Annotated in this window: 18 protein-coding genes; 4 read left to right on the top strand and 14 right to left on the bottom strand. The window is 68.9% G+C overall.

Annotated elements, in window-relative coordinates:
* Position 1: 1 nt before the first annotated feature.
* From OG266_RS43520 to OG266_RS43470, 11 genes are all read right to left on the bottom strand, one after another.
* A complete protein-coding gene (locus OG266_RS43520; protein WP_266470362.1) occupies positions 2–481 on the bottom strand; it encodes a heme-binding protein in 480 nt (159 codons plus the stop codon).
* The gene (locus OG266_RS43515) at positions 478–1,263 is read right to left on the bottom strand and encodes an alpha/beta fold hydrolase (protein WP_371552355.1); all 786 of its coding nucleotides are present in this window, start codon (positions 1,261–1,263) and stop codon (positions 478–480) included. Before OG266_RS43515 ends, OG266_RS43520 begins: the two co-directional genes overlap by 4 nt.
* A 26-nt stretch (positions 1,264–1,289) precedes the next feature.
* Positions 1,290–1,661 carry a VOC family protein gene (locus tag OG266_RS43510; RefSeq protein ID WP_266470358.1) on the bottom strand — a complete coding sequence of 124 codons (372 nt, stop codon included), beginning with the start codon at positions 1,659–1,661 and terminating at the stop codon, positions 1,290–1,292.
* Positions 1,658–2,455, bottom strand: a complete 798-nt coding sequence (locus OG266_RS43505; protein ID WP_266470356.1) for a fumarylacetoacetate hydrolase family protein — start codon at positions 2,453–2,455, stop codon at positions 1,658–1,660. Before OG266_RS43505 ends, OG266_RS43510 begins: the two co-directional genes overlap by 4 nt.
* A 6-nt stretch (positions 2,456–2,461) precedes the next feature.
* On the bottom strand, positions 2,462–3,910 hold the full coding sequence (locus tag OG266_RS43500) for an NAD-dependent succinate-semialdehyde dehydrogenase (RefSeq protein WP_371552353.1): 1,449 nt from the start codon (positions 3,908–3,910) through the stop codon (positions 2,462–2,464).
* 48 nt (positions 3,911–3,958) lie between these two features.
* On the bottom strand, positions 3,959–4,879 hold the full coding sequence (locus tag OG266_RS43495) for a VOC family protein (RefSeq protein WP_371552352.1): 921 nt from the start codon (positions 4,877–4,879) through the stop codon (positions 3,959–3,961).
* 193 nt (positions 4,880–5,072) lie between these two features.
* Positions 5,073–5,984, bottom strand: a complete 912-nt coding sequence (locus tag OG266_RS43490; RefSeq protein ID WP_266470347.1) for a LysR family transcriptional regulator — start codon at positions 5,982–5,984, stop codon at positions 5,073–5,075.
* A 203-nt stretch (positions 5,985–6,187) separates the two neighbouring features.
* Positions 6,188–7,186: a sugar ABC transporter substrate-binding protein gene (locus OG266_RS43485; RefSeq protein WP_371552351.1), complete on the bottom strand. Its 999-nt coding sequence runs from the start codon at positions 7,184–7,186 to the stop codon at positions 6,188–6,190.
* A gap of 158 nt (positions 7,187–7,344) precedes the next feature.
* The gene (locus tag OG266_RS43480; RefSeq protein ID WP_371552350.1) at positions 7,345–8,367 is read right to left on the bottom strand and encodes an ABC transporter permease; all 1,023 of its coding nucleotides are present in this window, start codon (positions 8,365–8,367) and stop codon (positions 7,345–7,347) included.
* Positions 8,364–9,905 carry a sugar ABC transporter ATP-binding protein gene (locus OG266_RS43475; protein ID WP_371552349.1) on the bottom strand — a complete coding sequence of 514 codons (1,542 nt, stop codon included), beginning with the start codon at positions 9,903–9,905 and terminating at the stop codon, positions 8,364–8,366. The genes OG266_RS43480 and OG266_RS43475 overlap by 4 nt, the downstream gene beginning before the upstream one ends.
* A gap of 38 nt (positions 9,906–9,943) precedes the next feature.
* Complete coding sequence (locus OG266_RS43470; protein WP_371553168.1) at positions 9,944–10,507, bottom strand: carboxymuconolactone decarboxylase family protein; 564 nt, start codon at positions 10,505–10,507, stop codon at positions 9,944–9,946.
* Between the two features lie 232 nt (positions 10,508–10,739).
* Between OG266_RS43470 and OG266_RS43465 the strand changes: the two genes are divergently transcribed.
* Positions 10,740–11,144, top strand: coding sequence for a cupin domain-containing protein (locus OG266_RS43465; protein WP_266470339.1), 405 nt, complete (start codon positions 10,740–10,742; stop codon positions 11,142–11,144).
* A 158-nt stretch (positions 11,145–11,302) separates the two neighbouring features.
* On the opposite strand, the gene OG266_RS43460 is transcribed toward OG266_RS43465, so the two are convergent.
* Positions 11,303–13,309 (bottom strand): ricin-type beta-trefoil lectin domain protein, encoded by a 2,007-nt coding sequence (locus tag OG266_RS43460; protein ID WP_371552348.1) that lies wholly within the window; start codon positions 13,307–13,309, stop codon positions 11,303–11,305.
* 252 nt (positions 13,310–13,561) lie between these two features.
* Here OG266_RS43460 and OG266_RS43455 point away from each other — a divergent pair, with 252 nt between their 5' ends.
* The gene (locus OG266_RS43455) at positions 13,562–14,311 is read left to right on the top strand and encodes an MBL fold metallo-hydrolase (protein WP_371552347.1); all 750 of its coding nucleotides are present in this window, start codon (positions 13,562–13,564) and stop codon (positions 14,309–14,311) included.
* On the opposite strand, the gene OG266_RS43450 is transcribed toward OG266_RS43455, so the two are convergent.
* Entirely contained in the window at positions 14,304–14,687 is a 384-nt protein-coding gene (locus OG266_RS43450) for a MerR family transcriptional regulator (RefSeq protein WP_371552346.1), read from the bottom strand. The genes OG266_RS43455 and OG266_RS43450 overlap by 8 nt on opposite strands.
* A 59-nt stretch (positions 14,688–14,746) precedes the next feature.
* Here OG266_RS43450 and OG266_RS43445 point away from each other — a divergent pair, with 59 nt between their 5' ends.
* Together OG266_RS43445 and OG266_RS43440 are read left to right on the top strand one after the other, a co-directional pair.
* A complete protein-coding gene (locus OG266_RS43445; RefSeq protein ID WP_371552345.1) occupies positions 14,747–15,991 on the top strand; it encodes an MFS transporter in 1,245 nt (414 codons plus the stop codon).
* A 171-nt stretch (positions 15,992–16,162) separates the two neighbouring features.
* Positions 16,163–16,735, top strand: a complete 573-nt coding sequence (locus OG266_RS43440; RefSeq protein ID WP_371552344.1) for a dihydrofolate reductase family protein — start codon at positions 16,163–16,165, stop codon at positions 16,733–16,735.
* Between the two features lie 40 nt (positions 16,736–16,775).
* Here the strand turns inward: OG266_RS43440 and OG266_RS43435 are convergent, their stop codons facing one another.
* On the bottom strand, positions 16,776–17,630 hold the full coding sequence (locus OG266_RS43435) for a GNAT family N-acetyltransferase (protein WP_371552343.1): 855 nt from the start codon (positions 17,628–17,630) through the stop codon (positions 16,776–16,778).
* Positions 17,631–17,638: the final 8 nt, after the last annotated feature.

Below are 17,638 nucleotides of genomic sequence, written 5' to 3'. Positions count from 1 at the left end.
ATCAGACCGCCTTCTCGGTGTTCCCGGCCGGCTTGCCCGCGACGCCCCAGGCGGCGAACTCCAGCTCGTAGCCGAGGGATTGAAGGATCTCGTCGGCGATCTGCTGGTCCTCGTCCGCGGTGCCGCCGGCGATGCCGAGGCCGCCGATGATCTCGCCGTCCTTCTTGATCGTCATGCTGCCCTCGGTGGCCATGATCGGCATTGCGGCACCCGGCAGTTGGGAGAGCTGGGAGAAGAAGACCGGCTGGCTCTCCTGCCACTTCTTCAGCATCTTGCCGGGCCGCTGCATCACGGCCGCGGTGTACGCCTTGGCGCGGGCGATGTCCGGGGTGAGCGGACGTGCCCCGTCCGAGCGGCGGACGCTGATGACGAAGCCGCCCGCGTCCACCACGGCGACGCTCACCGCTTTCCCGAGCGACTGGGCGCGCTTGAGGGCGGCGTCGATGATCTCTTCGGCGGCGTCGAGGGTGAGGCTGCTCATGCGGCTTCCTTCTGTGCGGTGAGGGTGCGGCGCAGGTGGGCGACGGCCGCGTTGTACTGCGCAGGCGTCTCCCAGTACATGGAGTGCGGGGCGTCCGGGACGATCTCCAGGTGCGAGCCGGGAGTCAGCTCGTGGGCACGGGTCACGGTCTTCACGCTGAGCACCGCGTCCTTCTCGCCGGCCAGGAATGCGACCTTGACGCCCGAGGCCTCGATGTCCTCCAGGGACGGGCCGTTGGTGTCGAGGTTGCGCAGGTCGGCCATCTTCGCGACGTTGAAGGTGCCCATCTGCTGGAAGAGGAAGGTGAGGTCGGCCCGCTCCTGCTGGAACCGCTTGGTCAACAGGCGGTCGATGACCGGGAGTTTGACGGCCTCGGCGCGGTCGGCGGCGGCCAGTTCCTTGAGTTCGGGGTGGCTGATCCCGCCGAGCGAGTGGCCGAGGACGACCGAGCCGACCCGCTCGGGGCGGAGGAGACCGGCGCGCAGGGCGGCCACCGAGCCGATGGACTGGCCCACCAGCATGGCGTCGGTCAGATCCTCGGCGTCCAGGACGGCGACCACGTCGCCGGGGAAGTCCTGGCCGTCGAACTCGGGCATCGACGAGTCGGACTTGCCGAAGCCGCGCAGGTCCACGGTGACGACCGTGAACTCATCCCGCAGCGCGGCCACTTGCTGCCACCAGGCGGCGTGGTGCCCGCCACTGCCGTGCACGAACAGGATCGCCGGACCGCTGCCGTGGCGCTCGTAGTAGATGGAGGTGCCGTCGGAGTCGGCGAGAGGCATAGGGGTGAACTCCTAGCAGAGGGCGATCAGTTGGGGCGCTTGCCGTGCCAGACCAGCTCGATCATGGTGTGGTCGGGGTCGTGGATGTAGCAGAACTTGGACTGGTTCTCGGGGCGCTCGATCGGGCGGGTGTGCCGGATGCCGAGCTCCTTGAGGTGGGCGAGGAAGTCGTCCCAGTCGTCGACCTCGACGGCGAAGTGATAGGGCGCCATGCGCTCCATCTCCTCGACCGGGGTGAAGTGCAGGTCGAAGTTGCCGCGGGTCATCAGCACCACTTTGGTGTTGGACTTGGGCATGATCCGCTTCAGTCCGAAGACCTTCGTGTACCACTCGGCGGTGCGATCGGGGTCGGTGGTGGGGAAGTTGACGTGGTGGATGTAGCGGGGTGCGTTGCTCATGCGTGAATCCCTTCTGGATGTACGGGGTTGGACAGCACGCCGATGCCGGAGATCTCGACGTCGACGGTGTCGCCCGGCTCGATCTGGCAGGTGGACTCGGCGCCCATCCACAGCACGTCGCCCGGGTGCATGGTGATGTGCTTGGTGATCTCGACGATGTAGTCGTAGGGGTCGAAGACCATGTCGCCGGTCGGGAATGCGGCGCGGACCTCACCGTTGACGCGCAGCGTGGTCGTCTGGGCGAGCGCGTCGACGTCGGTCTCGATCCAGGGCCCCATCGGCTTGAACGTGTCGCTGTTCTTGCTGCGCCAGAACGTGCGGTCCTCGTGCTGCCAGGTGCGGGCGCTGATGTCGTTGCCGATGGTCCAGCCGAAGACGGACTTGCGCGCTTCCTCGTGGGTGGCGTGCCGCAGGGTGCGGCCGATGACCGCGACGAGTTCCGGCTCGGCCTCGAACCGGCCCGCCACCTCGGCCGGCTTCACGATGGGTGAAAGGTGCCCGGTCAGCGCGTTGTTGGCCCGGTAGCCCACCTCGGGGCGGCTGGGCACCTGGGCGCCGGCGTGCGCGATGTGCCGCGGGTAGTTGAAGCCGACCGCGTAGAACACGGGCGGGACGACGACGGGCAGCCAGGTCGCGGTGGCACGTGACACCGTGCCGATGACGGTGGGACTGCATTCGACATGCGGCTGGCACCGCGTGGCGCTGAGCGGGGACTCGGACAGCAGCTCGATGTCCTCCTCCCCCACGCGGCCCCACACCGCTCGTCCGCCGACCGAGACACGGGTGTATCGCATGGCGCCTCAGCCCGCCAGCAGGTGGGAGACGCGCTTGGTGACCAGGTAGGCGTCCAGGGCCTCGGGGCCGCCCTCCCTGCCGTAGCCGCTGTCCTTGACGCCGCCGGAGGGGGCCTCGCTGACGGAGCCGCCGCAGTGGTTGAGGGAGAGGATTCCGGCCTCCAGTTCGCGCACCAGGCGCTCGGCGGTGGCGGCGGACTCGGTGAAGCCGTAGGCGGCGAGGCCGTACGGCAGCGCGTTCGCGACGGCGAGCGCCTCGTCGAGGTCGCTGAAGGGGACGATGGGCGCGATCGGCCCGAACGGCTCCTCGTGCATCAGGTCCGCGTCCGCCGGTACGTCGGTCAGGACGGTCGGCGCGAAGAAGTAGCCCGCGCGGTCCAGGCGTGCGCCGCCCGTGCGGACGGTGGCTCCGCGGCTGACGGCGTCGTCGGTCAGGCGCTGGATGGCCTGGAGCCGGCGCTCGTTGGCGAGCGGTCCCATGGTGGTGCCCTCCGCCAGGCCGTCGCCGACGACGATCGCCTCGGCGGCCTTCACGAACTCGGCGGTGAAGTCCTCCACGAGGCTCTCGTGGACAAGGAAGCGGCTCGGCGAGGTGCAGACCTGTCCGGCGTTGGCGAACTTCGCCTGTGCGGCACGGCGCGCGGCCCTGGCCGGGTCGGCGTCCGCGCACACGATCACCGGGGCGTGGCCGCCCAGCTCCATCAGGGAGGGCTTCATGACCTCACCCGCGGCCGCGGCGAGCAGCTTGCCCACGGGGACCGAGCCGGTGAAGGCGACGAGGCGGACGACCGGGGAGGCGATCAGGTGGGCGGAGACCTCCGCCGGTTCACCGAAGACCAGGTTGAGGACACCGTCGGGGAGTCCGGCGTCCACGAAGCAGCCGACGAGGGCCGCGGCGGTGGCCGGGGTCTCCTCGGAGGCCTTGATGATGATGGAGCAGCCGGCCGAGAGCGCGGAGGAGATCTTCCGCATCGGCCCGCCCGCGGGGAAGTTCCAGGGGACGAAGGCGGCAACGGGCCCGAGGGGTTCGCGGCGCACGGACAGCAGCGTGCCGGGCGCCGAGGGAATGATGCGGCCGTAGGCGCGGCGGGCGTCGTCGGCGTGCCAGCGCAGGGTGCCCGCGACGCGGTTGGCCTCCCCGACCGCCTCGGCGAGGGGCTTGCCCTGCTCCAGGGTCATGATCCGGCCGACCTCCACACTGCGCTCCTCCAGGAGGTCGGCGGCGGCGTGCAGGATGGCGGTGCGCTTGACGATGGGGGTGTCGCGCCAGGTCTTGAAGCCTTCGGCGGCGGAGTCGAGGGCGCGGTCCAGATCGGCGGTGGTGGCGAGCGGTACTTCTCCGATCGCCTCCTCGGTGGCCGGGTTCACGATCGGGGCGGTGCGTCCGGTGCCGCCTTGGCACCACTCGCCCGCTATGTACATGCGGACGGCGGGGTAGCCGTGGTCGGTGGTCATCAGTGGGTGCCCTTTCAGGCCGGCGAGCGAAATGAACAGGGGGCTGGGTCAGGAGGCGGGGGCGTCCTGCTGGTCGCGGTTGGTGCGCAGCGCCCAGATGTGGTGGGGCGGCGTGGTCTCGTGGACGCGGGTCTCGTACGTGTCGTCGACCCGGTCCATGTCGGCGGCGTACTCGACCCGCCCGCCGCACGGCGCGTGCACGAACCGGAAGACGTTCGAACCGACGGTGTGGCGGCCGAGCTTGCGTGCCTCGCGCCAGCCCTGGTCGATCATGTGGTTGCCGCCCTCGATGACGTCGTCGAAGCCGGGCACCTCGTAGGCGATGTGGTTGACGCCGGCCTTGTCGGGGCGGTGGCACAGCAGCATCGTGTGCTGGTCCTCGTCGCCCGGCGCCTGCATGAAGACGCCCATGGGCTCGACCACGTCGGTGGGCCGGAAACCGAGGAGCTCCACGTAGAACCCGACGGCCTTCTCCCGGCCCTCCTTGGGGATGTTGAGCGCCACGTGGCACATCCGCAGGGGGTGGACCCGGGTGATCGCCTCCAGCGCGGTGTTCCAGCGGTTGACGCTGCCCAGCGCGTTGGCGGGGCGCGGGGTGACGGGCGCGGGCTTCGGCCGGGCCAGGGTCAGACCGACGCCGAAGCCTGTCTCGTCCACGGTGTGGAACACGCCGGCGGCGTCCTCGCGGAGGGCGCGGTCACGGCCGACGGCCGCCACCAGCCGCTCCAGTTCCTCCTGGGTGTCGACGCCCCACACCACCTCACGGAGGGTGGGGCCGCCTTCCACCGGGGGCGGCAGCAGCGGGCCGGGGTCGGTGTCGAGGTGGAGCGTCTGGCCGGTGAGCGTCTCGAAGACCGCGTACTCGTCGGTCTTCTCCACCAGGAACAGTCCGAAGTCGTCGAAGAACCGGGCGCATTCGCCGAGGTCGGCGATGCTGTAGGTGACCGATTCGATTCTCTGGATTCCCATGGATTCCTCGCTTCGTCGCAGAGCACGCCTGCGGGACTTGTACGGTCACCTACTCCCGGCGATCGTAGATATGCGGCAGAGGCGGTCTCAACAGCCTTGCCGCGCAGGCATCGCAAACGTTTCTTGCACGCCCGGTCGTTTGGTCCGGGCAACGGTCGGGCAGTGTCAGGTCACTTACCGGCCATGGATCAGGTCACTTGTCGATCACCGGAATGGGATTGCTGGAGAACCACTCGGTGAGGAAGTCGAGAAATACGGTGATTTTCCTGGGAGTTGCCTGACCGGGACCGTAAATTGCGTAGAGTGGGCGGTCGGGTACGGCGAGTTCGGGGAGCAGGACCTTCAGCGCGCCGGAGATGAGGTCGTCGTAGGCCGGGCGCTGCGGCAGCAGGGCGATGCCGCGGCCGTGCACAGCCGCTTTCTGCAGAGCCAGGTAGGAATTGGACGAGAACGCCACGTTGCGGATCTTGTGCAGCGTGGAGGCGTGGCCGTGCCCGATGCGCCACACGGGGTCGTTGACGTGCACGAGGCACTCGTGGAGCGCGAGGCCGTTCGGCTCGGTGAGCGGGCCCTCCCGGTCCAGGTATTCCTTCGACGCGCACAGCACGAAGGGCAATGAGGCGATCTTCTTGAGCCGGACGCTGGAGTCGCGCAGGTCCCGGGTGTGGAAGGCGACGTCGAATCCGCTGTCCAGGAAGTCGTAAGTCCGGTCGGACATTCCGCCGAGTTCGAAGCGGACGTGAATTTTGGGATGCGCCGCCGAGAATGCGGCGATGGCGTCCCCGAGATCCAGGCTTCCTATCCACTTGGGGCAGATGATGCTGAGCGTGCCTTCGGCACGGTCATGGAGATGGGCGATACCCGCGTCCTCGGCCTCGATCTCATCGAGTATGCGTGCCGCGAATTCGGCGTACCGCTGCCCCGGTTCGGTGAGGCTCACCGAGCGGGCCGTGCGATTGACCAGACGGACGCCTACCTGCCGTTCCAGTTCGGCCACGTGCCGTGACACGAGCGAGCCGGAAGAGCCCAGCTTCTTGGCGGCTCCACTGAAGCTGCCGACCTGCGCGACGGTGACGAAGCTGTGCATGAGGAGCAAGCGGTCCATGTTTCCTCCGGAAACCCCCTCCCGTCAGCCCGAGACCGGAGGGGGAGGGTGCGTGGGTTCGCCCGCCGCCGGAATCTCCTTGATGGGTCCCCCGCTCAGGGGAAGCCGAGAGCGGGGGAGGCACTACCTGGAACATTGCGGCGCGGCGAGTATTGCGGCTCGGACGCGGTGAGACAGGCACCGTTTCCTGATGGGGCCCCTGACTACTTGGGGCAGTACTGGGGTGCCTCGCTCAAGTTGTCCTTGGTGACCAAGAGAAGAGGAATGTTGGCAATTTTGTCAACTGCCTTGTCCTTGTCCAGCAGGGCGATCGTGTTCTTGACCGCGGTCTGGCCGATCGTCATCGCCGAGTTGGCCACGGTGGCGGAGAAGTCCCCGCTCTTGACGGCGGCCAGCCCCTCGTCGGTGCCGTTGGTGGTCACGATCTTGACGTCCTCTGCGCCGGCTGCGTCGAACGCCTTGCGTACGGCGAAGCCCATCTCCTCGTTGGCGACGAAGGCGTAGTCCAGGTCGGGGTTGGCCTGGATCATGTTCTCGGCGACCTCCTGGGCCTTGACCGGGTTGAACATGCCGGGCTGGTTGGCCACCACCTTGGCGTTCGCCGGAAGGCCGGCCTTGAAGCCGCCCACGAGCAGGTCGGAGGCGGCGCCGGGGGCACCCGCGACGATGCCGACCTTCACGTCCTTGCCGGCGGCGTCCGTCCCGATCCAGCCGGCGTCCATGGCGCCGACCTTCTTCAGGTCGACCTTGGCGACGCCCAGGACGTCCGACATGTCGTCCGTGGCCACGGAGGTCAGGAAGATCGGGATACCGGCGGCCTTGGCCTTGGCTATGTCGCCCTCGAGGGCGTCGACGTTGACGGTCTGGACGATCAGCGCGTCCACATTGCGGGAGATCATGTCCTCGATGTTGGACAGCTCGGTCCCGGCGTCCTGCTTGGAGTTGGCCGAGTACACCTTGACCCCGTCCGTCTCGGCCGTGGCCTGCACGGCCTTCAGCAGACAGCTGTGGAAGTTGGTGTTGGCGCCGTTGACGAAGCCGAGGGTGACCGAGCCTTCGGCGGCGCCCCCGCTGTCGTTCTCCGTGCCGCATCCGGACAGGACCAGCGCGGCGGCGCCGACGAGGGAGGCCGCGGCGGCGATGGGGGTCCCCCCGCGCGAGCGATTTCGAGCGTGGGGGAGGTAGCGGGCGGTGGGCTTCATGGGGTTGGCCTTTCCTGCATCGTTGAAGAGAAGGGTGGTGACACGGGTGTGGGGGCGCGCGAAAGCTGCGGGGGATGCGCAAAATCGATGTGCGCTCCTGGTCGGCGCTGCGCCGGCGGACGTCCCTGGTCGCCGGCGCCGAACGGCCTGACGCGGCGCTAGTGGCCCGGCTCGGACTTGCGCTGGAACTCGTTGACGATGGCGGCGACGAGCAGCACCCCGCCGGTCACGACGTACTGGTAGTAGCTGTTGACCTCGAGCAGGTTGAGGGCGTTGGCGACGACACCGAGCAGTACCGCGCCGAGGGCGGTTCCCACGACGGTGCCGCGGCCGCCGGCGAGCGAGGTGCCGCCGATGACCACCGCGGCGACGGCCGTCAGCTGGGTCTGCAGTCCGCCGGTGTTCGGGGCGGCGGCACCGAGCCGGGAGAGCAGCATCAGCCCGGCCAGGCCCGCCAGGCCGCCGGCGAGCGCGTACAGGGCGAGCTTGCGTCCGGAGACGTTGATGCCGCTCAGCCGGGCCACGTGCTCGTTGCCGCCCATCGCGAAGGCGTCGCGGCCGAAGGTGGTGAACCGCATGACCAGACCGATCGCCACGAGCACCAGCAGGGCCACGATCAGCAGGTACGGGAGGCCGAGGAACTTGGAGTTGCCCAGCGCGGACATCTTGTCGCCGATGGTGACGCTCTCGCCGTTGAGGACCAGCAGGGCGACGCCGTCCAGGAGCATCGCGGACGCGAGGGTGGCGACGAACGGAGCGACCTTGGTGTAGGTCACCACCAAGCCGTTGACCAGGCCTATCGCGGTGGCGAGCAGCAGGCAGAGGACCACGGTGACGAACGTGGACTGGCCGCTGTGCAGCAGGGTCGCGCCCACCGACACGGCGACGGCCGCGTTGCTGCCCATGGAGAAGTCCATGCCCCCGGCGGTCATCAGCAGGGTGAGCCCGCCGGCGATCACCGCGGTCACGCTGATCTGCCGCAGCACGTTGATCAGGTTCTGGGAGGTGGTGAAGGAGTCCGCCTGGAGGGCGGTGAACAGCGCCACCAGGACGAGGACGACGATCAGTCCGCCGTGCGGGATCCGCAGCAGGGCCTGGGGAGTCAGGCGGGTCGCGGTGCGCTCGGGCGAGGGCGAGTCGGCCACGGCGTCCGGGGAGGCGGAGGGGGTCTTGAGGCTCACTGGGGTTGACCTCCGAGGGCGGTGGCGACGAGTTCGTCGCGGGTGATGTCGGTGATGGCGTGTTCGGCGACCGCGCGCCCCGCGCTGACGACGACGACACGGTCGGCGAGGCGCATGACTTCCTCGGCGGAGGAGGAGGCGAGCAGTACGGCCACGCCGCGTGAGGCGAGGTCGTCGACCAGGGTGTGGATGTCGGCCATGGCCGCGACGTCCACCCCGTTGGTGGGGTCTTCGAGGAAGCAGGCGACCGGCTCGGTCTCCAGCCACTTGCCCAGCAGGACCTTCTGCTGGTTGCCGCCGGACAGCGCGCCCACCGGCGGGTTTCCGGCGAGGGCGACCACTCCGTAGCTGCTGCGCCGGGGCGCGGCGCGGCGGGCGAGTTCGGTACGGCGGTGCAGCCTGCGGCGCGCGAAGCGGTCGTCGGCCAGCATCAGGTTCTCGTCAAGCGACATGCCCTGGACGAGCCCCAGGCTGCGGCGGTCACCCGTGACACAGCGCAGACCACTGGCGAGCGAGGCCGCGACCCGGCCGAAGGGCACGGACCTGCCGTCGACGTGCAGTTCACCGGCGTCCGGGCGCTGCCGGCCGGACAGCAGGTCGAACAGCCGCGACTGCGCGTCACCCGCGGGTCCGAGGACGGCGACGATCTCGCCCCGGCGCACCTCGACGGTGAAGTCCTGGATGGCCCGGCCGTGGCTCAGACCCTGTACGACGAGACCGGCTTCGTCCTTCGGAGCGGGGCGCTCGGGTCGCTGCGAGACCACATCCCGGCCGACCATGCTCCGTACGAGCCCTGCCTGGTCCATCTCCGCGGCCGGTGCACTGCGCACCACTCCCCCGTCCCGCAGGACGGTGAGGCGGTCGGCGACGGCCATGACCTCGTCGATGTAGTGCGAGATGTAGACGACGGCGACGCCGTCGTCGCGCAGGGTCCGCACCAGAGCGCGGATCTGGTTGGCGGCCTCCGCACTCAGACAGGCGGTCGGCTCGTCGAGGATCAGGATCCGGCCGCCGCGGCGGACCTCGCGGGCCACCTCGACCATGGTCTGTTCGGCGACGGTGAGTGAACCGGCCGCCCGCTCCACGTCGATGTCGATACCGAGTCCGGACAGCGCCTTCCGCGCCTCGCTCTTGACCGCCTTCCAGTGCACGGTCCCGCGTCGGGTGGGGAGATCGCCCAGCATGACGTTCTCGGCGACGGTCAGACCCATCGCCAGTTCCCGGCGCTGAGGCACGCAGGCGATGCCGAGCCGGCGGGCCTTGCGCACGGTGAGTCCGGACTGCGTCTGCCCGTTGACCTCGATGGTGCCGCCGTCGGCCTGGTGGACCCCGGAGAGGATCTGCACCAGCGTCGACTTGCCGGCTCCGTTCATGCCCATCAGCGCGTGGATCTCGCCGGGGTAGAGGTCGAGGTCGACGCCCTTGAGCGCGGCCGCTCCGCCGAAGTTCTTGGTGACGCCTCGTACGCGGAGCACGGCCTCGGGTGCCGAGCCGGCACCGTCGGTGGCGATGGGCGCGACCGGTTTCCTGGGGGTCACGGCGGTACCTCCCTGCGTGTTCCGGGCGGTCGGGGCTGTCACGGCTGCGGCCGGTCGGCGTCGGAAGCGACACGCCCGTAGCCGCGGATGTCCGGGAACGGGGGTTCCTTGTCGGCCTGCAGGTCCACCTGGAAGGTGTTCAGACACATGCCGAGCATGGTGAAGTTGCCGAGCGCGCCGATGGTGTCGACCAGGCCCTTGGAACCGAAGTGCTCGTGTGCTCGGGCGAAGGTCTCGTCGGAGACGAAGTGGTCCTCCAGGATCTCCCTGCAGAACTGGTAGAAGGCCTGGTCCGCTTCGCTGTCGAAGACCGCCTCGCGCTTCTCGGCGACGGCCTTGACCGCGGCCTCCGGGATGCCGGCCTCGATCGCCTGGTGCACATGCGCGTTCCAGGAGTACTGCGCGTCCCAGTTCCGGGCGGCCATCAGCAGCGTGAGTTCACGCAGGTGCTTGGGGAGGCTGCAGTCGAAGCGGGCGAAGGCACCGAGGGACTCCGCGCGTTCACACATCTCCGGGCTGTGCAGCCAGACCCGGAACGGGCCGCGTACGGCGCCGCGCCGGCCGGCGATGCGGGCGGCCAGTTCCTGCTGGCGCGGATCCATCTCGTCATCGGTGAGAACGGGGAGCCTCATGTGGCCGATACCTGCCTTTTCTTTCCGGCGTGTTTCAGGCACGTACTGGGAAGCCGTGCGACGCCGCCGACGGTACAGCCGGGTTCGAGAAGCTCACCCACCTCGGAATGCAAGGTAAACCTGCACGCCGGAGGGCACCCATTCACGGGGACGCGACCTAACGTCGTTCAGTGCACCACCGTGAACTGGAAAGGAACTCCGAGTGAGCACGATCATCAAGGCCGCGTCCGTCCGCCGGCTCGACCGAGGCGGCGCCGTTGTCACGACGCCGCTGATCACCACGACGTCGGCGGGCGGGGAGAACCGCATCACCAGCGGGATGAGCGTGTACCCGGTCGGTTCCGGGGCCCCTATGCACTCGCACAACTGCGATGAGCACGTGACGATCCTCGAAGGCGAGGCGGAGGTCGTGGTCGACGGTGAGGTGACCAAGCTGGAGCAGTTCGACACCACCTACGTTCCGTCACCGATTCCTCATCTCTTCAGGAATGTCGGTGACAGTCCTCTGCGCATCCTGTGGGTCTACACGTCGGGGATCGTGACGCGTACGTTCACCGAGACGGGCGTGACGGTGGAGCACCTCTCGGCTCAGGACCAGATGGGCTGAGACGGGTGATGCGGGGCGGGCGGCTCGTGCGGTGTCCTGGCGGTGACCGTAACCGGCCACCCAGGTTGTCAGCAAGATGTGACGCACAATTGTTGACCATGCTCGTCCACCATGGCCGTCCGCCCCGCGGTACCGGATATGCCGAGGTCAGCGGCCGGTCAGTTGCGGGTCCACTGCTGGTTCGCTCCCCCGTTGCACGTCCACAGGTCGATCAGCGTGCCGTTGGCGGTGCCGTTGCTGATGGCGTCGAGGCACAGCCCCGAGACGTTGTTGGTGATGGTGCCGTTGGCGTTGATCGTCCACTTCTGGTTGGTGCCGCCGTGGCAGTCCCAGATGACGACGCGGGTGCCGTTGGCGGTTCCGCTGTTGTAGGCGTCGAGGCACTTGTTGCCGTACACGACGAGTTCACCGCGCGAGGTGTACGTGAACGTCTGGTTCTGGCCTCCGCCGCAGTCCCAGAGTTCGGCCTGGGTGTTGTTGGTGATGGTGCTCTTGAAGAAGTCGAGGCAGCGCCCGGAGCCGGTGCCGACGATCGCCGTGCCGTTGGTGCCCGGGATGGCGCGGACGGCCACGGCGTCGATGTCGGGCGCGGTCCCGGATGTCCCGAAGGCCAGCGTGTTCGACCCCTTCGCCAGCTGCGCCAGGACGGAGACCGTGCGGTACGTGGTCGCCGAACCGGTGGGTGGCAGGGAGAGCGTCTGCGTGTACTGGTCGTTGACCTTGAAGGTCGCCTTGCGGGCCGTGGTACCGGAGTTGGCGTAGGTGACGTCGATCAGCTTCGTGCCCGCGTTGGCGGCGGTGACGCCGGTGAACGTCGGCGTCGTGGCCGTGGTGGTGTCCTCGTACGTCGTCCCGGCGCCCTCCGTGCCGGAGACGGTGAGCAGGACGGCCTCCCCGGCGGGAACCGCGGCGGTGTAACTCGTCGCGTACGAACCGACGTTGGACGCCGACCACACGTTACGCACCGCGGCCGACGCCGTGGTCAGCCCCAAGTCCTGCCAGCGGGCGGTGATGTTGGCCGCCGCGGAGGTGCGGTTCAGCAGCAGGACCGCGCGCTTGCCGGTGCCGGAGAGGATCTTGCTGTAAACCTGCAACCCCGTGCTGTCCTCGGCGACTTCGACGCCCTGCAGGCCGCGTGCGTCCTGGTCGATCGCGATGACCTCGCGGTTGGTGAGGATCGAGGCGGTCGAAGCGCTCATGGTGGCAAGGTTGTTGCCCGCGAGCAGTGGTGCGCCGGCGATCGCCCACAGCCCCATATGGGTGCGGTTCTGCGCGGCGCTCAGACCGGTCATGCCGACCGTCATCATGTCCGGGTCGTTGTAGTAGCCGGTGTGCTGGGCCGCGGGGTGCAGGGACTTGTCGAAGTTGGCCAGAATGCTCGACATCGTCGGGTTGCTGGGCCAGAAGACGATGTCGGTGCTGGTGCGCCACATGTCACCGGTGCCCGCCGCCCAGTTCCAGGGATTGCCCGTGCCCCACTCGCACAGCGACAGCACGAGCGAGCGTCCGGTGACGGCGGTCGCGGCGGTGTTGGCGGCGCTGATCGCCTTGTACGTCGCCTCCTGGTCGAGGCCCTCGGCGTCACCGCCGCACCAGTCGACCTTGACGAAGTCGAAGCCCCAGTTCTGGAAGGCCTCCAGGTCCTGCTGGTTGTGCCCTTCCATACCGGTGTTGGGCGCGGCGGGCACGGTGTCCGGGGTCGGGTAGTAGTAGCCGCAGCCGTTCTTGCCGGCGTCGGTGTAGATCCCGGCCTTGAGGCCCTTGCTGTGGATGTAGTCGGCGATGGCCTTCATCCCGCCGGGCCACTGCTCGGTGTCGACGGTGATGTTGCCGGCACTGTCGCGGGTGCCCACCCACCAGCCCTCGTCGATGTTGACGTACTTGTAGCCCGCGGCCGCCATTCCCGAGGACACGAGGGCGTCGGCCTGGGCCTTGATCGTGTCGAAGTCGATGATGCTCGCGAAGCTGTTCCAGGAGGCCCAGCCCATCGGGGCGGGGTTGACCCCGATCTGGTTGGTGCTGACGGCGGCCGGCTCGGCCGCGATCGGCTCGGCCGACCGGCCCAGGCCGGCCAGCCCCGCGATGGCGAGACACAGGACGGCACACTGGACCACCGCACGTCTCAAGAGACGCCTGAGACGCGCGGTGTTCGAAATAGTGGACATGCGGCTCTCCCTTGAGCGGTTTGTTCGCAGAGTCGAACAAAAGTCAACGAGACTCGCCATATGGCAGCGCCTCGTCACGAGCACGTCAAGTCCCTGAACCACAACTTCCGTTCACGTTCGGCCAACACCTCCGGCGAAGGCACCCGGAGACCGGCTGAACTGCCGTCGTCACGCCCTCCGGAACACGCGATACCTTCCACGTGACACGGCCGCACTCCGGCCGGAACAGATCTCAAACGTCGGGAGAGAGCCATGCGCGACGGCGCGATGGTGGAGGTGGCTGCCGGAGTTCATCTGGTCCACGGCAGCAACACGAACTGGGTGATCCTGACCGAGGGGGACGCCGTCACCCTGGTCGACACGGGTTACCCCGGCGACCGTCAGGCGGTCCTGGCCTCCCTGGACGCTCTCGGTCACGCGCCCGAGGCCGTCACGGGCGTCCTCATCACGCACGCGCACAACGACCACCTCGGTTCGGCCGAACACCTCAGCAGCACGTTCGGCATCCCCGTGTACCTGCACGAGGCCGAACTGCCGCACGCGCGCCGGGAGTTCCTGCACCAGGTGAGTGTCGGCCAGGTGCTGGGCCAGGCGTGGCGCCCGGGTGTACTGCCGTGGGCGCTGCACGCCATCAAGTCGGGCGGCAAGAAGGACGTCCGGATGACCAGGCCCGAGCCGTTTCCCGGGAAGGGCCCGCTGGATCTGCCCGGCCGTCCGGTCCCGGTGCACACGCCCGGTCATACGGCGGGGCACTGCGTGTTCCACCTCCCGGACGCCGGGATCCTGATCTCCGGCGACGCGCTGGTCAGCGCCCACCCCACGTCACGGGTACGGGGTCCGCAGCTCCTGCCCGCGATGTTCGACGCCGAGCGCGAGCAGGCCTACGCATCGCTGGCGGACATCGAGGTCCTTGCCGCGGATGTCCTGGCCCCCGGGCATGGTCCCGTGCACCGGGGCCCCGTACGCGAGGCCGTGGGACGGGCACGGGAGCTGGCTAGTTGACGGGGGCCGGCCCGTCCGACTGCACCGCCGTCAGATAGGCCCGCAGTGCGTCCCGGTTGCGGGCCAGGCAGTCGATGCGGCTCTGGATGCGGTCGATCTCGTCGCGCAGCAGCCCGGCCGTCTCGGCGGTCAGGCATTCGGGGTGGAGGTGGATCTCGCCGGGGTCGGACAGAAACGGCAGGATGGCGCGGATGATCTCGGTGGTGAGCCCGGAGTCGAGCAGCCCGCGGATCTGCTGAACGCACTGGACGGCAGCGTCGCCGTACTCGCGATAACCGTTCTCGCCCCGCGCCGGGTGGAGCAGGTTCTGCTCCTCGTAGTACCGCAGCATCCTGGTGGGGACGCCGGTCCGGCGCGACAGTTCACCGATCTTCATGGCTCTCCCTGGAGGCCGCGCTTGCCTTCACACTGATGTGAAGGTTTCAGCATGGTCCCATGACCGTCGCCCCGCCCGCCGGCAGCACGTCCATGCCTGCCGCCGCGCTCCCGCTGTCTGGGCTCCTGGCCCTGTCCACGGCCGCCTTCACCGCCGTCATGACCGAACTGCTGCCCGCCGGTCTGCTGCCGCGGATGGCATCGGACCTGGGCGTCTCGGAGGGGCGGGCCGGCTTCCTGGTGACCGGTTACGCGCTCGCCTCCTTCCTGGCCGCCGTGCCGCTCACCGCCGCGTTGCGCGGTCTGCCGCGCCGCCGGGTACTGATCGGCGCGCTCGTGGGCTTCGCCTGCTGCAACGCCGTCACCGCGCTGTCGTCCGCGTACGCGCTCACCTTCGCGGCCCGGCTCGCGGCTGGGGTGATGGGCGGCGTCATGTGGGCGATGCTCGTCGGGTACGCGGCCCGTATGGTGCCCGCCGAACGGCGCGGCCGCGCCATCGCGATCGTCCTCGCGGGGATCACGCTCGCCCTGTCGCTGGGTGTCCCGGCGGGTACCGCGCTGGCCGAAGTCCTGGGCTGGCGCGCGGTCTTCGCGCTGTCGGCGGTCGTCGCCGTGCTGCTCGTGGTCTGGGTGCGCCGACGGGTTCCGGACTTCCCCGGTGAGGCGGCGGGCGCACGCGTGCCGTTGCACCGGGTCGCCACCCTGCCCGGGATCGCGACCGTCCTCTCCGTCACCTTGCTGCTGCTTCTGGGGCACCAGGTGATGTACACATACGCCGCCCCGTTCGCGGAGCATGTGGGGTTCGGCCACACCGGTCTTGTCCTGCTGGTGTTCGGGGTGGCCACTGTCGTCGGGATCTGGATCACCGGCGTACTGGTCGACACATACCTGCGACGGACGCTGCTGACGGCGCTCGCCACGATCGCGTGCGCCTTCCTCATCCTGGGTCTGTACGCGGGCAGCCCCGCCGTACTCCTCGTATCGGTGGCTCTGTGGGGCGCCGCGTTCGGCGGGGCACCGACCCTGATCCAGACCGCGCTGGTCGACGCCTCCGGCCCCGCCAACGCCGATGTTGCCACGTCGTTGCAGGCCACGGTGTACAACGCGGGCATCGCGGCCGGATCGTTCACCGGTGGACTCGTCCTGGAGGGTGCGGGCGCCGGGGCCCTGCCCTGGACTTCACTGCCGCTGATCGCCGCCGCGCTGGCCGTCGTGGCGGTGGGGCGCCGGCGGGCCTTTCCCGTGCGGCGCCTCACAGGGAGTCGGCCGAAGACGGCCGTCACCTCCAACGGCACGTGTTCCTAGGCTGTTTCGTTCGGATCGTCGAGGCCGCCGGGAGGGACGGCGACGACCGATGAGTTTCTCCGCGATCAGCAGTCAGAGAACATGGTTGGTGCGCCGCAGCCGCAAGTGCGGCCGGAACGCGAACCGACCGAACCTGCCGAGCACCAGACACGAGACACCGAGGAACCTTAAATGCGTACCTTGATCAGCACCGCCTTCGTCTCCCTCGACGGCGTCGTGGAGGCCCTGGGCGGCGAGCCCGGTTACCGGAACTCCGGTTGGACCTTCAAGGACATGGAGTTCCTCCCCGAAGCATTCGACATCAAGGGTCGGGAGCAGAAGGAAGCCACCGCGATGTTGCTGGGCAGACTCAGCTACGAGGCGTTCAGCCCAGTGTGGCCGGACATGGAGGACTTCGCCGACTACAAGGTGATGCCGAAGTACGTCGTCTCCACCACCCTCACCGACGACGACCTGGTTTCCAACTGGGGCGAGACCACGATCCTGCGCTCGCTCGACGAGGTCGCCGCGTTGAAGGAGACCGAGGGCGGCCCGATCATCGTCCACGGCAGCGCCGCCCTCAACCACGGCCTGTCGGATGCCGGCTTGATCGACCGTTACCACCTGCTCGTCTTCCCGCTCCTGCTCGGCGCGGGCAAGCGTCTGTTCAGCGCCACGGACAAGGACACCCAGAAACTGAAGCTGGTCGAGCACGAGGCCTACGCCAACGGCCTGCAGAAGAACGTATTCGACGTCGTCCGCTGACAAGGCTCCCGCACTCGCCCTGCCGTCCGAACGAAAAGCCCTAGCCGAGTTCGAGGGTGGTGACGCCGTACACGCGCTCACCCGCGAACGGCCTGACCTGACCCGTGTACATACGGGCGGTGTCGAAAGAGGGGGTGAGGCCGAACTCCTGGGCAAGCGCGACTCCGGCCGAGTTCGTCCCGGGGATGTCGATGGCGACCTCCCTCCCGGCGGCCTCGCCGGTCAGCGCGACGAACAGCGCCCGGGCGTCCTCGGCGGTGTCGGCGAACAGCGGGCCGATGCGCAGGGCGTCTTGGCCCGGGCGGATCACGCCGTACCCGCTGAGACGTCCGTCGGTGTGGCGGACGAAGGCACGGTGGTCCGGGCCGCTCAGCCACGACTCCAGGAACCGCGGCCGGTCGGCCGGGTAGCAGGCGCTGTCGTACGCCGTGACGGCCTCGAGGTCCGTCACCTCGGCGGGCCGGACCCCCGTCGGAGTCTCCCCCACGGGCACGATTCCACCGAACCGGGAGGTGCGGTAAGCGAGTTCGAAGCCGGACTGACGGTAGTTGTCCTGCTGCGCGACCACCCCGTCGAGGCCGACGGTCCGGCCGCCGGCGTGAGCCAGGGCCGTCTTCCAGGTGGTGATGCCATAACCGCGGCCGCGCAGGTCGGGGCGTACGAGGTAGAAGCCCAGGAAAGCGTAGTCGGCGCCGTAGTTGACGACCGAGACGGCCGAGACCGGTTCGCCGCCGAGCCGCCCGATGAAGAACCCCTCCGGATCCTGGGCGAAGAAGCTCACGCTGTCGGACAGACCGGGATTCCATCCCTCGTCCGCCGCCCATCCGCGGACCACAGTCCACTCGTCGAGCGAGGCCTGTGTGACGACGAGGTCTTCGGGTCCCGGAGTGGTCATGCGGGTGC

It is taken from the genome of Streptomyces sp. NBC_00554 (assembly GCF_041431135.1).
Classification (GTDB): Bacteria; Actinomycetota; Actinomycetes; order Streptomycetales; family Streptomycetaceae; genus Streptomyces.
This window is presented reverse-complemented; position numbering and strand designations above follow the sequence as displayed.